Below are 13,830 nucleotides of genomic sequence, written 5' to 3' on the forward strand. Positions count from 1 at the left end.
GCTTCAAGGACCACACGCATGGCAAAACTGCATATCAAACCCCAGGGCACTACCGGCAAGGTGCACGATATCACGCCGCAAAGCGCGGATTGGGGCTATGTCGGATTTGCCTTGCACAGGCTGGAGCCGGGGGACAGTGTTGCAGAACACAGCGGTGACCGGGAGGTCATTCTGGTTCTGGTGGAAGGCAAGGCTACCATCTCGGGCGCCGGACAGGACTTCGGCGAACTGGGTGAGCGGATGAGTGTTTTTGAACGCGGCAAACCGCATTGCGTCTACATACCCAATGGCCAGGACTGGAGCGCAACCGCGACCACGCGCTGCGAACTGGCAGTGTGCAGCGCGCCCGGCAAGGGCAACTATCCGGCGCAGCGCATCACCGATATCGGCTTTGAAGAGCGCGGCAAGGGTGCCAATACAAGGTTCATCCATCCAATTGCAATGGAAGAGCGGGATATCGCCGACAGTCTGCTGGTCACCGAAGTGTTCACGCCCCAGGGCAACTGGTCCTCTTACCCGCCACACCGCCATGACGAGGACAATTTTCCGGAGATGACCTATCTGGAAGAGACCTATTACCACCGGCTCAATCCAAAACAGGGCTACGGCATTCAGCGGGTTTTCACCGAAGATGGCAGCCTCGATGAAACCATGGCGGTTTCTGACGGCGATGTCGTGCTGGTGCCCAAAGGGCATCATCCTTGCGGCAGCCCTTACGGCTATGAAATGTACTATCTGAATGTCATGGCCGGGCCGCTGCGCAAATGGCGCTTCAAAAATCATCCCGATCATGACTGGATCGCGCAGCGGGATGCGAAAGCATAAAACTATTCTACGGAATTTTCACGCCTGAATGGTTCACATGTCTGAGAATACGGCGTCCCAGCAGGATCATGATCAGGAGTGCCGCCAGCAACCATGCCATGTTGCCAAGAAGGTCGCCTATCAGCTGAATCTGTGTGTTGAATGCATATCCAAGCCCGGCATACATCCCAATCCAGACCAGCTCGCCAGCCATGCTGGCCAGCGCAAATCCCCACCAGACCATAGGCAATGATCCGGACAGCAGATTGATCGCGGGTCCAAGCGGACTGACAAGCCAGCGGGAGAAAAACACCGCCCAGACGCCGCGGCGCGCGCTGAATCCGGTGGCTTCCCTGATTTGCGTTTTAAGCCATGGTCGCGCACTGGCATATTGCAGCACGGCACGGCCTTTCCAGCGGCCTAGAAAATATCCTGCCTGATCTCCGGCAATGGCACCGGACAAGCCCGCACTGAGCACAGCGATGAGGTCAAAATCCCCGACGGCGGCGAAAGACCCTGCCAACAGCAGCGCGAAGCTTGACGGAATTGGAATTCCAAGGCAGCTGCCGAACGTCAGACAGAAAAGCGCGAGAATGCCATATTGCGGCAAAAGACCAAGCACCCAGTCACTCATCGGTCAACCTGCCGAAGTTCCGCCTCATGGTAAGCGGCAATGATCGCGGACATCTCTGCGGTCAGAATTCCAACACTCTGTCCCCTCCGCGCCGCCACTTCAGCAAGTGAAACCCGTTTCCGCAGATCCGGGGGCAAATCCAGTGCATCGGCCAGATAATCTTTCGGCACGGAATGGGAGCGGGACACGTAGTTCAGCGTCATCCAGGGTTGAATGGGCTCATTTCGATGCTGTTCCCAATAAAGTGTGGACACCACGAGGCGAATTGCCAAAAATACAACCAGTCCAGTGACGATCAGAAAGGCAACGGAAAGTCTCGGCGCGGTGCGCACGACATGTCTCATTCGGGTCCAGATGGCAGGCTGCCGCGGCATAGGCATTGTCCTTGAATTTCAACTCATGCTGACGCCCGGTTGGTCGAAAATGTTGTCGTTCCCCGGACGGCAGATCTATGATCAATAGCACAGCGTCTTGTAGTGATCATTGTTTGGTGTTTTTGTTGATCGATGCAATCCGGCCAACACGAATTTTCAGGAGTAAGCAATGGCAACGACGATAAAAGGCCCGGCAATCTTTCTGGCGCAGTTTGCCGGAGATGCAGCACCCTTCAACACTTTGCCGAACATCACCAGATGGGCCGCCGATCTGGGTTATAAGGGTGTGCAGATCCCGACCTTTGTCAGCTCCCTGTTCGATCTGGACAAGGCGGCGGAGTCCCAAACCTATTGTGATGAAGTGAAAGGTATCTGTGCGCAATCCGGCGTTGAGATTACCGAATTGTCGACCCATCTGCAGGGCCAGCTGGTTGCGGTCCACCCCGCCTATGACAGCCAGTTCGACGCTTTTGCGCCGACTGAAGTTCACGGCAATCCGAAAGCCCGGCAGGAATGGGCTGTCGACCAGATGAAGAAGGCTGCAGTGGCCTCGCGCAATCTCGGTCTCGATGTGTCGGTGTCATTTACCGGATCACTGGCCTTTCCCTACATCTATCCCTGGCCGCAGCGCCCGGCCGGTCTGATTGAAGAAGCCTTTGCCGAACTGGCGCGGCGCTGGAAGCCGATTCTCGATGTCTATGAGGATCACGGCGTCGATGTCGCCTATGAGATTCATCCCTGCGAAGATGTGTTTGACGGCGTTACCTTTGAAATGTTTTTGGAGCAGCTCAAAGGCCACAAGCGCTGCATGATCAATTATGATCCCTCGCACTTTTTGCTGCAGCAACTGGATTATCTGGCCTTCATCGATATTTATCACGAACGAATCTCGGCGTTTCACGTCAAGGATGCGGAGTTCAATCCCGATGGCCGCCAGGGCGTCTATTCCGGCTATCAGTCCTGGGAGAACCGGGCAGGGCGGTTCCGCTCGCTTGGCGATGGCCAGGTGGATTTTGCCGGGATTTTTTCAAAGCTGGCGAAATATAATTATGACAGCTGGGCGGTTCTGGAGTGGGAGTGCTGCCTGAAGCACCCCGAACAGGGTGCAGCGGAAGGCGCGCCCTTCATCGCAGATCACATCATTCATGTCACCGAAAAGGCGTTTGATGATTTTGCCGGTGGGTCAACCGACCACGCCCAGATCAAGAAGATCCTTGGCCTCTGACGGGAGGTAATGTATCTGAGTTTCTCTTTCAAATCAGTCGGTAAGCTGTCTCATTTGAATCAGAATGTCAGCTTCGAACCGGGCCCGTATTGCGTCCGGCCGGGCCTTATTCGATGTCGCCATGGACGGCAAATTGCGCCAGATCGGCATCTTGCGGTTTCAGAACCCGGAAGCGCTCCTTCACGCCCGTATCGACCAGTTCGCGTTCGACGATCAGAAGCGTATTGTCTTCATGGTCCTCGCACATCTGGCGCATATGGGCGATTTCCTCAGTGGCGGGTCCGCGCGCCATGTCCAGGCTTGGGGCACCATAGCGCTGGACGAAATGCGCCGACAGCTGGTCGATCAGGTCGTCATATTCGCGTTCGCTGATTGCTGTCACAGCGGCAAATGTGGATCTGCCGAATGTCTCCAGCCCAAGCCAGCCATTGGAAAAAGCCTGTCTGGCCTTGCCGGCAAGATTGGCTTCCGTCCAGTTGGAAAACTCAAAAGCGCCTGACACAGCCCACTCATCCAGCTGCGCAGTGGTTTCAAACACATTGAGATCAGAATCGTCGAAACGGATGGTCCGGGCAAGCTTCACGCCTTTGCCTCCAGTATAAAGGTGAGGGGTATGATATCTGTGCCGCTTTCATTTTTGATCAGCATGCCGCCCAATTCATCAAGCCCCATGAAAACGCCTTTACGCGGGCTCTGTACCACTTCACCCAGAGTGTCGCATTTCGCTCGCCAGGCTGCGTGCAGCGGCGCAAAGCCATCATCCATATAACGGTTGATCCAGACCAGCGTGTGTCTTGACCAGCTTTCAATCAGTTGGGGAATGGTAATGTCTCCACAGCCCTCTTCAAGTAATGTGGTTTGATCCGGGCTTTGGCCCGGTTCGCGGTTGCCCACTGGCAGCACAGGCATTTCAATAGCCACCACCAGCCAGTCCGGTTCCGCGCCGGGTATGGTTGTCGATGCTGCGGCTCTGAGGCGTCCGCACAGCGCTCCATTGACCTTGATCCGGTCCGGCCAGCGGAAATGCACCGCGACTTCCGGCGGGGCCAGCGCGCCAAGACTGTCGGCGAGGCCCAATTCGCCGGCAAACACAGCGCCGATTGCTTTTTCAAGCGGTTCTTCAGGTGCCAGCACCAGGGCTGCTCTGGCCATGGTTCTGTCTTCAGACCAGACGATCAGGCCCGGATCGATCCCCCGCATTGCCGCCGAAATTGCCTTTGCGAAGGGATCAAGGTCCGCCCGCAGCGCCTCGCCCCGGAACATCGGCGGAAACTGTGGTGTGTCCGGATCAGGCTGGCCGATGATCATTTCAGCGCGTCCAAGTTCAACAGGTTTTCAGCAACCTCCCAGAATGCCCTTGCTTGTGGGCTATCCGGTTTAGAAGCGACAATCGGCGCGCCGCCATCGCTGGCAATCCGGATGTCCAGATCCAGCGGAATTTCTCCAAGGAAAGGAACACCAAGCTTTTCAGCCTCCAACTTGGCACCGCCATGGCCGAACGGATGGTGCACGGTCTGGCAGGTCGAACAGACAAAGGACGACATGTTTTCGATGATGCCGAGGATCGGTGTATTCATTTTCTGAAACATGTCGATGCCTTTGCGGGCGTCAATCAGGGCAATATCCTGGGGTGTCGAGACAATCACCACCCCATCGACTTCCGCTTTCTGGCAAAGCGTCATCTGCACGTCACCGGTTCCCGGCGGCAGATCGACCAGAAGCACGTCCAGCCGTCCCCATTGCACCTGCCCGAGCATTTGTTGCAAGGCGCCCATCAGCATTGGACCGCGCCACACCACGGCTTCATCCTCGCCTGTCATCAATCCGATCGACATCAGCGTCACACCGTGGTTGCGCAACGGCAGAATGATATGGCCATCGGGGCTGGAGGGCCGTCCAGACACCCCCAGCATGCGCGGTTGGCTGGGGCCATAGACATCGGCGTCCAGAAGGCCGACCCGTTTGCCCTGCGCCGCCAGCGCCACCGCCAGATTTGCCGCGACTGTGGATTTGCCGACGCCGCCCTTGCCCGAGGCGATTGCGATGATCCGGTCAACCCCCGGAACCCGTTTTGACTGGCCCTCAAGCGGTTTGGGCGGCTTGATTGGAAATCCCGGAGGCGCTCCTTTGGCAGCAGGAGGAGGTGTCGTCTTTGCCTGGCCTTGCGCGGCATGGGAGGTCATGACGACATTCACCGCGACAATGCCGGGCACGGATTTTGCCGCTTCTTCCGCTGCCTTGCGCAACGGCTCCATCGCCGATCCGCGCTGAGGATCGACTTCAAGAATGAAGCTGACACGCTCGCCATTGACGCCGAGGCCCTGAACCTGACCTGTGGAGATGATATCTTCCCCGCTGGCAGGATCGATAATTCTGGAAAGAGCGGCCCGCACCGCTTCCAGTGTCGGTTCGCTCATTGAGCATCCGTCAGTGTGATTTGACCTTCGACCACATGTTCCAGATCGACCCCGTCCAGCGTCAGCACCATCCGCGCTTTGAGCGGCCCGCTGCCAAGCGTGCCCGCATCCCGGGCGGCACGCACCGCTTCCTCGATTTCCTGCTGCGACGTCACGCCGACCTTTTTCAGAAATTTGCGAAGGGACATGTTGAAAGCTTCACTGTCCATAATGTTCTCCCTTTGTTGACAGAGACCGCTATCGCTGAGCCACGAATTTGAGTGTCGCCTGTCTTGTTGTAAGGTGTAGCGAAAATCTCGGGAGAGGGAAATGCCTGTCAGCTGCGTGATAGGACGTCTATTAGTCGCAATCCTGTTTATAGGGCTGCAAAAGCCGCAATCCGCGGGCGCACAGCAGGCCGATCTGCGGCTCATCGTGCCGCAACGGCTGATCGACACTGGCCTGATCCGGCATCTGCTGCCGAGGTTTCGCTTCAAATCCAGAATTCGTGTTGAGGCGGTGCCTGAGGGAGGTGAGGGCGAGGCAAGCCTTTTGCCCGATGCAGAGGGGGGCGTCGCCGTGATGAGTTCGGCTGAAGGTGAACCCTATTATCTTGCTATGCTGTCGGGCGATCCTGAGCACCGCAAAAAGATCAGCAGCCTTCAGGCCTGGCTGCAAAGTGTTCCGGGGCGTTCGGCCATAGAAAGTTTCAAACCCGATGGCACTCAGATGTTCACCCCAGGTGCCAAAAAAATTGTTAAAGCGCAAAAAGTCAAAATCGAAGGCGATGCCGACCTCGGATCAAAACTGGCGCTGCTGCATTGCGGGCGCTGCCATGTTATCGACAGCCGCAATCCGTTCGGCGGTATCGGCTCCACGCCTTCATTCGGGGCTATGAGAGGGATGCCGAAATGGGCTACCAGTTTCCCCGCTTTCTGGTCCATCAATCCGCACCCGGCCTTCACCCAGATTGAAGGCATTACCGAGCCCTTCGACCCGGCCCGCCCGCCACCAATCGCTCCGCTGATCCTGACCCTGGAGGAGGTCGAGGCTATCTCGTCCTTTGTCTCACGAATGAAGCCGAAAGATCTTGGCGGTGGTGTTGAAGCGCGCTGACTGCGCGGGGTTGGGCGGAGACTTGAAGGTGTGATGGGTCAACTTGGCTTTATGACCAAGACAATACCATTGCGGCGCGGCGATAGCTTCGAAGACCATTCTCGGTCATCTTTACAACTGGTCAGCATTAAGAAAGCAGTCATCCGAGGATATGAGCCTGATGACAGCTCCGAATTCTTCTTGGACCTTCGATTTTTAAAGCTGATCGTCACTTCCGGCCCTTACCAGGCATTCGCCAGTTGACCAGACGCCGCAGCGCAGCTTCCGCATTGCTGACATTCGAGGATATCGAAGCATCCACTATTTGTGAATATCATCCATCAGGAACATAAGTGCTGAATTGACTGAAGAGATACGACGGGCTCTTATGATGCCATCAATTGTATGGATCAATTATGTCTGAGCAACTTCCCGAATATCTCGTTCAAGGTGAGCAAGCCCGATTGTTCCCAGTTCTATCCACTACCTCAAAGGAAGGCCGTACGACATCAATTGTGCTGGCCTGTATGGCAAAGGTGGATGAATTCGGTGCATCACTCCTCAGGAGCTTGGGTCAAAAAGTTAGTGTTCGCTCAAAGATCGCAACCTACACCGAAGTTGTATGTAAGAACCGCCCCCTAAAACTAAAGGATCGCCCAGACGGATTGATCGTGTTGCGTACAGGCAGCCGTGAATGGAGAGCTTTAGTTGAGGCGAAAATTGGTTCAAGTGAACTAAATGCCGGGCAGATCGAGAAGTACCGCCAATTAGCCAAGGATAACGCTATCGATTGTGTGATCTCGATATCCAATCAGTTCTCAACAACTCCATCGACGCACCCTGTGGCAGAAGTAACTAAGAGCAGATCCAGAGTTCCTGTATTCCATTGGTCTTGGATGCACATCCTGACAGAAGCGGACCTTCTTCTAAGCCAGGACACTGTGTCAGATGTCGATCAACGGTTGCTGCTGAACGAATTGCGTCGCTTTTTGACGCACGAGAGTGCTGGCGTGAAAGGCTTCGACCGCATGCCGAAGGAATGGGGCGAACTGAACAAGCTAGTGTCGAGCGGTGGTATTATTCCTTCTAAATCAACAGATGCCGTATCCGTGATTGCCGCATGGCAGCAGGAAATCCGAGATCTTACTCTTATCTTAAGCCGGATGACAGAAACGAACGTGGCAGAACGACTAAGCCGCAAACACAAATCTGATGGTGCTGCGCGGTTAAAGGACGAATTGAGCACACTTCGAGAGAAACATCAGCTGCAAACAGAACTCGAAGTTCCCAACGCTGCTGCGCCAATTTCGGTTGTTGCAGATATTAATCGTAGAAGCCTGGACGTCGGCATGACGCTGCGCGCTCCTGAGGATAAAGTATCAACCAAAGCGCGCGTCAATTGGGTCTTACGGCAAATTAGGACGGACAAGCTGGAAGACCTTTATTTGCGTTTGTTGTGGCCTGGTAAATCCGAACCCACACAGCACTTGGTTGCAGACTTACGGAAGAACCCTCATCTAGCGGCAGAGGCCAAGAACCATTTGTCACCGCACAGCTTCCATGTTTTCCGTTCCAAACGACTGGGAGCCAGATTCACACAACAGTCCAATTTCATAATTGATCTCGAAGAATTGGTGCCAACTTTCTATGGCGACGTCGGCTCATATTTGACGACATGGCAAAAGCAGGCACCAAAGATCAAGGAAGACAGATTGTCGGCTGAAGACGTGTCCACCACTGCCATTTCAGAAGACGCGCAAGATTATAATCCTTGAACCTTCCTTGTCGACCCCCGCTCTTGGAGCTAAGGTCTACTATCGCTAATCTGTGGTTTTGACGGCCCATTGCCGACCTTCATGTCAACCGCAGCGAAAGGCTGCAAGGAGCCCTTTGTTGCAGTTTGCAACGGTGGCCACGAACTACATTCTTCGTCTACTACGCAGGACGAAACGGCGTGCCAGTCTTGATGTGATCCCGCTCATATCCGAGTACTGCCTCCGCGATGTCTTGCTGGCCTGCTTCCATGCGCGAGATGTAGTACCACCAAAAGTCTTCCGCGCTGAGCATTTCCTGAAACTTGCCGGGCTTCATTGTGAAGAGCCTATCGTGAGCGGTCGTGAACTTGGCTGGTATTTTCTCACTGACGTGACGGTGTGCGAGTGCAAGACAGTTCTCGGCAAGCCTGACACAGTCCCGCGCAGCGGTAGCCCGGACGATCTCACGCGGCGTTTGCACCCGTTCTGGGTCGTTCCTCAAATCGCTATACATTGACGGTTCGCGCCCGTTTTTAAGGTGAAAGGTCAGATCAAGCGCCACCCTCAGCGCTTCGCGTGGATCAGGGCTACTAAAGGCCCAAATACTCAATGCGTAGTTGATCTTTTGCCCGTGGTTTTCCATCGACGCTTTCAGCTTCTTGCAAACTGCTGGATCGGTAAGGTTGCGGTGCTGGGAATCGAAAGTGAGCAGCGCCTTACCCGCTTCTTCAATACAAGAGACGGCCAAGAAGTAGGCCCGTGCCATGTGGTCATGGTCACGTAAGAGCAAAGATTCAACGAGCAGTTCATCCGCGTTGCGGAGTGCGGCTTCGCTGTACAAATGCAGAAGCGTGGTTGTCAGCTTGGGTAGGTGCGGTGAACCCATGGTGGCTCCTGATTATTATAGAGGCAGTAGCATACCACGAGTGCGTATGGCCGGTTTGTCCGCAGAGCAGACATTAGTGCACGTCGCAGCGAACGTCCTTCCCGCCCATTTCGGCAATCGATATTCATTTTGGTTGCCGTCGATTCGTCGGAACAGTAGGCCTTGCGCAAGATTCGGCCAAATTCTGCAAACCGCAGAAAGCCGCAGATGGCTTATTTGACCGATTATCGGCCCACTCCCTAGGAAATCTCAGCCGCTTCTTCCTTCTGGCTGGTCATCCATTTCAGATAGTCGTTTTCGGTGTTGTCGATATGCAGGCGCAGAAGCTTGCAGAACTGTTCGACATCGCCACTTTCGATCAGACCATGCAGTCTGGCATGGGTTTTCAGTGAATTATTCACCACATTGTCGAAATCCTGGGCGCGGGTGCGCAACGCCCCGATTTTTTGTCGAGATGAGGTTATAGGCTGCAGTCAGATAGGGGTTGTTGCCGTAACTCAGAATGACATCATGGAATTTGGCGTCGAGCAATCTGTATCGGTCATGTCGCTACCTGCTCAAAGCAAATTTGATCTGTCTCGAAGGGAAGCAGCGGTTCTGCCAGCAACGTGCAATAGCCGCCATTTGATGAGGTTTCATGGTGAATACATGATTTGCAAATCCCGAACGGACGACCCCTATTGTGCGACAGCACATCCCCAAGCACGGCCCTTAGGGACTCCAATAACCTGTCTTTTTCGCCACCCGGGAAATCAGCCAACGCCCCCGTCAGCGCATTTTGTGCAATTGCAATGTCCTTTCCAGTCTGTGTCAATTCAAAGCTAATCGCGCGCTTATCAAGCGTTGATCGGTGTTCGGTCACGTAGCCCTTTTGGGTCAGCGACTTGAATGTCTGCGACATGGTCCCGCGCGTGGTCCCCAGATACTCGGCCACATGCGACGGGCTGCGCGAAAACCGGTTGGCCCGCCCAAGATATTCCAAAACGGCGCGTTGGGTGGGGTTCAGATCACCGCCCCACGCTGTCGCGGCATCGAGGCGTGCAAGGCGATTGATCAGTTCCCGGATATATAGGTCTTGTTCCATGGTCAGGTAGTATCGAGTCGAAATAACTATTGCAATAGTTTCGACTCGATACTAAGAGTGAGGCGGTAACATTGAGAGGACTTCACATGACCCATCGTTTCTTTGCTCTGCTCGCGACACTGACCCTGGCAACCGGTCCGGCGTTCGCCGAGGGCACCCATGCTATTGACCAAGTCGGCGCGATCCTGTCGGATGCGGACACCACCAGGACCGCATCGTTCGATATCTTGGCCGCTCACGCCCATCGCGACGGCAACGTGGTTACCTTCCACATGACCACAAAGGGTGTTGCGGGTGCGGATGTTCCCACGGCGACCGGCGCTGTGGGCGGGGCAGAGGTCTTGGCCTACGTCTGGCCAACCTCGCTTGATCCATCATCAGTTGGGTTTGAAGGCGGGACAGGCATCCTTGCCCTGGCAGCAACCAGCCATCCGAACTTTGACGACACGCCACTTTTTGATGAGGATCTGGACGGCAATCCGACAAACGACGGCGTTGTTTGGCACAGCCACTGGGTCGTTCTGACCCCGACAGACGCCTGCGGCCCTGGTATATTGGCCGTCCGTGATATTCCCGAGGGGACGTCACCAAAGTTACCGGCAACATGGCCTGGATTTCCAATCTTTCTCGATAGCCCCGGTTTTACTCCGCTGTTTGATGGGCCTGAAATTGTGGTTAACGTGGCCTTCAACAGTGACTTGGAATTGGAAGCTGTCGCATATGACGGCCTCACCTCGGCATTGCGTGTGAATGCAAACGTGCATGCGCCACTGCTTTGCGTGGTTGATGTTTTTGACGTTGCCTCCGGCGATCTGAGCTTGCCCGGCAAACTGAACTAACCCGAATGGGGCTGCGGTTCACGCGGCCCATCTCCAGCCACACCTTTGGAGACCTCCCGATGACCACTCCAGAACTCTCGGTTTCGCAATGGTTCAACACGGAAAAAGACATCGACCTCGATAGCCTGCGTGGTCAGGTCGTTTTGATCGAGGCGTTTCAAATGCTCTGCCCAGGCTGTGTCTTGCACGGATTGCCTCTGGCACAGAAGGTGCAGCAGACCTTTGCATCCGACGCTGTGACTGTTCTTGGGCTGCATACCGTGTTTGAGCATCACGAAGCGATGACACCGGTATCTCTTGCCGCGTTTTTATACGAGTACCGGATCACTTTCCCTGTCGGCGTAGATGCCGTTGGGACTGGGCCAATTCCAAAGACAATGGAAGCATTCCATCTGCGCGGCACGCCCAGCATGCTCCTGATCGACAAGGCGGGCACTCTGCGCGCGCATCATTTTGGCGAGGTCAACGAGTTACGGCTCGGCGCAGAGATCGCAACGCTGTTGAACGAAAACTCAACCGAGGAGGCGAAGTCAGCTAAAAAGTTGTAGGGCAGGGTGGTGGCCTGGAAACAGCATGGTTGAAATTATTTCTCGAACGAAGACTTTGATGCAGGTTTGCCGAACAACCCTTTGAACTTACCCCCGCACAGCAGACCATGCGCACGATCCGGCCAAATTCTGCAGATACCAGCAAGCAACAGTCGGCGTCGTTTGCCGCTCTACGAAATCTCAGCCGCTTCTTCCTTCTGGCTGGTCATCCATTTCAGATAGTCGTTTCCGGTGTTGTCGATATGCAGGCGCAGAAGCGTGCAGAATTGTTCGACATCGCGCAGGACGTCCGATGAGGGTCGCGTTGTCTCCAAATTCAGGTGCTTCCGTATGTGTCAACTTTTCGGGTCCGAGTCGTGTTTTCGGCAAAGAAACGGGCCCCTCCGGGGTGCATTGGCACAAGACAGCCAGGCAAGACCGTGTTCGGGTTCTGGATCGTAAATCCTGGCTTCATTTGTGCCAACTCTTCTGCATGATCACTTGCGGCCCGAACGAAATCATGAACTTCGTCGTCCTCGCGATCCTGCGTGGTGACGATTACAAGCGGCGATGCAACGGTCGAAATGGCGTCGGGCTGTCCGGTGTAGAGCCCGGCTGCGATCGTCCCTCTGTGCAAGCCACTGCTTTTCTCCATAGCCCGAGAGATGAGATCGTCCTCCAATCCAAGAAGCCGGAAGGGCCGTTTGCGTGCCAGGTTTCGGTACCGCGGATTGGGCGCGGCGTTCAGCGAGACAAGTGCATCCAGCCGCCCCTGCTGAAACAGACGGTTGCTTTCCTTGTAATCCAGGAAAAAACATCCGCCGCCCAAACGCTCGAAGTCACTTTCCCCGATTCCGGCTTCCTCCATCAATCGGAGATAAAGCACAGCGGTGGCGTAGTCCCTCTCTCCGGCAGAAACACGCAGGCCAGCAAGATCGCAGAATGATATCGGCGGCAAGTCTGCCGCTACAAGGATATGGAGTTGGAGCGGTGCCAGTGCCATCACGGTCCGTAGACGATCGAGCGGCTGGGGATAGGGGGCGACCCCGGACCTTGCATCATTCAAGGCACTTCCCACTGCCGTGGCATAGGCAGCGCAACCGTCATTGATTTCGCGCAGTTTGTCGCTGCCGCCGCTGCGCCATGGAGTAAGTTCGAGCCGCTTGTTCCTGACCCGGAGGATATTCGCCAAAGTCTGCATGCCGGGTTGCGAACTTGCCGCGTCACTGCCGGTCAGGAAACGCGTTGCAAAGGTCATGGAAATGCGCCGGGCGGCTGATGCAACGGCCGCGCCTGCCTGGGCGGAGCGCTCCGGGCTGAACTGTCGCGCAGGCATTGTGACAACCAGACTGCCCAGCGGTTGCCGTTGTGCGTTCAGGATCGGTGCTGCCAGACTGACCGAAAAGTTGTCGTTGTCGTCCGTGTAGCAGAGATAGCCGTGCTCTGCCAATTGCGCAAATTCCGCCACGAACCGTTCGGAGATGTCGAGATTTCCAGTTTCTGCGGGAGTGGCCAGCGCGGTATTGGCCAGCACTGCCAATCCGGCGGCACCCGCTGTCAGAGGTTCTTCCAGCCCGATCTGAACTGCGGATTCCACCGTACCCGCAGACGCTTCAAAGGCAGCCCATACATGCGGGCCGGAAGGATCGAACACTGCGAGCCAAACCGTGCTGTCGATTTCGGATGCAAGCGCTTGAGCCACCGGACGGACCAGTCCGGGCAAACGGAACTGACGGCGCGAAAGAGCGGACCATCGGTGCCATTCATTGCCGAGCCGATAGCGTCCGGATACGTCATCGCGGCCAAGAAGGCCGTATTCCTGAAGGATTTTGAGAGATCGGTGAACCGAACTCGTCGGCAGTTCGAGCGCTGCGGCCAACTCCCTTACTCCCCATGCTTCCTGGCCATCGGCAAACGCTTTCAAGACATCAAGTGTCTTGCCTGCTGCGCCGCCTTTGCCACGTGACCCTTCAATTCGTGCCGGTTTGTTACTCATGGGTCGTACCTTTACGTCTAAAGTCCAATGTGTGTTGTCATCAGTATGGCGGCGTCACCAAACCGCCCGGCCCCCTCGTACAAACAAGAGAGTCAGTAGTGCAACGGGGCGAAACTCGCTCTGTTTGCACGATTTTTGTTCCGTCTGCCACCTTCGAAGTCAGCGACCGGACTGTGCCACGGAAATTCAGCCCCTTGGCAGACGTGAACGTGGTCG

General features: G+C 55.6%; 18 protein-coding genes. 7 read left to right on the forward strand and 11 right to left on the reverse strand.

Annotated features, from left to right (window positions below; translation table 11 throughout):
* The first annotated feature begins 18 nt into the window (after window positions 1–18).
* The gene (gene iolB / locus RAL88_RS20560; RefSeq protein WP_306266071.1) at window positions 19–825 is read left to right on the forward strand and encodes a 5-deoxy-glucuronate isomerase; all 807 of its coding nucleotides are present in this window, start codon (window positions 19–21) and stop codon (window positions 823–825) included.
* A 7-nt stretch (window positions 826–832) separates the two neighbouring features.
* On the opposite strand, the gene RAL88_RS20565 is transcribed toward iolB, so the two are convergent.
* Together RAL88_RS20565 and RAL88_RS20570 are read right to left on the reverse strand one after the other, a co-directional pair.
* Window positions 833–1,438, reverse strand: a complete 606-nt coding sequence (locus tag RAL88_RS20565) for a DedA family protein (RefSeq protein WP_306266072.1) — start codon at window positions 1,436–1,438, stop codon at window positions 833–835.
* Window positions 1,435–1,812 carry a hypothetical protein gene (locus RAL88_RS20570; protein WP_306266073.1) on the reverse strand — a complete coding sequence of 126 codons (378 nt, stop codon included), beginning with the start codon at window positions 1,810–1,812 and terminating at the stop codon, window positions 1,435–1,437. Before RAL88_RS20570 ends, RAL88_RS20565 begins: the two co-directional genes overlap by 4 nt.
* A gap of 169 nt (window positions 1,813–1,981) precedes the next feature.
* Between RAL88_RS20570 and RAL88_RS20575 the strand changes: the two genes are divergently transcribed.
* Window positions 1,982–3,037, forward strand: a complete 1,056-nt coding sequence (locus RAL88_RS20575) for a sugar phosphate isomerase/epimerase (protein ID WP_306266074.1) — start codon at window positions 1,982–1,984, stop codon at window positions 3,035–3,037.
* Between the two features lie 106 nt (window positions 3,038–3,143).
* Here the strand turns inward: RAL88_RS20575 and RAL88_RS20580 are convergent, their stop codons facing one another.
* Genes RAL88_RS20580 through RAL88_RS20595 form a run of 4 tightly spaced genes read right to left on the reverse strand, consistent with a single transcriptional unit; the run spans window position 3,144 to window position 5,663 of the window.
* Window positions 3,144–3,620: a DUF6505 family protein gene (locus tag RAL88_RS20580; protein ID WP_306266075.1), complete on the reverse strand. Its 477-nt coding sequence runs from the start codon at window positions 3,618–3,620 to the stop codon at window positions 3,144–3,146.
* Window positions 3,617–4,345, reverse strand: coding sequence for a biotin/lipoate--protein ligase family protein (locus RAL88_RS20585; protein WP_306266076.1), 729 nt, complete (start codon window positions 4,343–4,345; stop codon window positions 3,617–3,619). Before RAL88_RS20585 ends, RAL88_RS20580 begins: the two co-directional genes overlap by 4 nt.
* Complete coding sequence (locus tag RAL88_RS20590; protein ID WP_306266077.1) at window positions 4,342–5,454, reverse strand: Mrp/NBP35 family ATP-binding protein; 1,113 nt, start codon at window positions 5,452–5,454, stop codon at window positions 4,342–4,344. The genes RAL88_RS20585 and RAL88_RS20590 overlap by 4 nt, the downstream gene beginning before the upstream one ends.
* Window positions 5,451–5,663 (reverse strand): DUF6494 family protein, encoded by a 213-nt coding sequence (locus RAL88_RS20595; protein WP_306266078.1) that lies wholly within the window; start codon window positions 5,661–5,663, stop codon window positions 5,451–5,453. Before RAL88_RS20595 ends, RAL88_RS20590 begins: the two co-directional genes overlap by 4 nt.
* A gap of 100 nt (window positions 5,664–5,763) precedes the next feature.
* Here RAL88_RS20595 and RAL88_RS20600 point away from each other — a divergent pair, with 100 nt between their 5' ends.
* The 3 genes from RAL88_RS20600 to RAL88_RS20610 all read left to right on the forward strand — a co-directional run bounded on the left by RAL88_RS20600 (window position 5,764) and on the right by RAL88_RS20610 (window position 8,303).
* Window positions 5,764–6,549 carry a cytochrome c gene (locus RAL88_RS20600; protein WP_306266079.1) on the forward strand — a complete coding sequence of 262 codons (786 nt, stop codon included), beginning with the start codon at window positions 5,764–5,766 and terminating at the stop codon, window positions 6,547–6,549.
* A 51-nt stretch (window positions 6,550–6,600) separates the two neighbouring features.
* Entirely contained in the window at window positions 6,601–6,792 is a 192-nt protein-coding gene (locus RAL88_RS20605) for a hypothetical protein (RefSeq protein WP_306266080.1), read from the forward strand.
* Between the two features lie 152 nt (window positions 6,793–6,944).
* Window positions 6,945–8,303, forward strand: coding sequence for a hypothetical protein (locus tag RAL88_RS20610; protein WP_306266081.1), 1,359 nt, complete (start codon window positions 6,945–6,947; stop codon window positions 8,301–8,303).
* Window positions 8,304–8,463: 160 nt separating this feature from the next.
* Here the strand turns inward: RAL88_RS20610 and RAL88_RS20615 are convergent, their stop codons facing one another.
* The 3 genes from RAL88_RS20615 to RAL88_RS20625 all read right to left on the reverse strand — a co-directional run bounded on the left by RAL88_RS20615 (window position 8,464) and on the right by RAL88_RS20625 (window position 10,252).
* Complete coding sequence (locus tag RAL88_RS20615) at window positions 8,464–9,168, reverse strand: AbiV family abortive infection protein (protein WP_306266082.1); 705 nt, start codon at window positions 9,166–9,168, stop codon at window positions 8,464–8,466.
* A 239-nt stretch (window positions 9,169–9,407) separates the two neighbouring features.
* Window positions 9,408–9,602, reverse strand: a complete 195-nt coding sequence (locus tag RAL88_RS20620) for a hypothetical protein (RefSeq protein ID WP_306266083.1) — start codon at window positions 9,600–9,602, stop codon at window positions 9,408–9,410.
* A gap of 107 nt (window positions 9,603–9,709) precedes the next feature.
* Window positions 9,710–10,252, reverse strand: a complete 543-nt coding sequence (locus RAL88_RS20625; RefSeq protein WP_306266084.1) for a MarR family winged helix-turn-helix transcriptional regulator — start codon at window positions 10,250–10,252, stop codon at window positions 9,710–9,712.
* A gap of 86 nt (window positions 10,253–10,338) precedes the next feature.
* Here RAL88_RS20625 and RAL88_RS20630 point away from each other — a divergent pair, with 86 nt between their 5' ends.
* Entirely contained in the window at window positions 10,339–11,091 is a 753-nt protein-coding gene (locus RAL88_RS20630; protein WP_306266085.1) for a hypothetical protein, read from the forward strand.
* Window positions 11,092–11,150: 59 nt separating this feature from the next.
* Window positions 11,151–11,639, forward strand: a complete 489-nt coding sequence (locus RAL88_RS20635; protein WP_306266086.1) for a redoxin domain-containing protein — start codon at window positions 11,151–11,153, stop codon at window positions 11,637–11,639.
* A gap of 170 nt (window positions 11,640–11,809) precedes the next feature.
* Here the strand turns inward: RAL88_RS20635 and RAL88_RS20640 are convergent, their stop codons facing one another.
* Entirely contained in the window at window positions 11,810–11,953 is a 144-nt protein-coding gene (locus tag RAL88_RS20640; RefSeq protein WP_306266087.1) for a hypothetical protein, read from the reverse strand.
* A 2-nt stretch (window positions 11,954–11,955) separates the two neighbouring features.
* Complete coding sequence (locus RAL88_RS20645; RefSeq protein WP_306266088.1) at window positions 11,956–13,614, reverse strand: TAXI family TRAP transporter solute-binding subunit; 1,659 nt, start codon at window positions 13,612–13,614, stop codon at window positions 11,956–11,958.
* Between the last annotated feature and the right edge of the window lie 216 nt (window positions 13,615–13,830).

Source organism: Pararhizobium sp. IMCC3301, assembly GCF_030758315.1.
Taxonomy (GTDB): domain Bacteria; phylum Pseudomonadota; class Alphaproteobacteria; order Rhizobiales.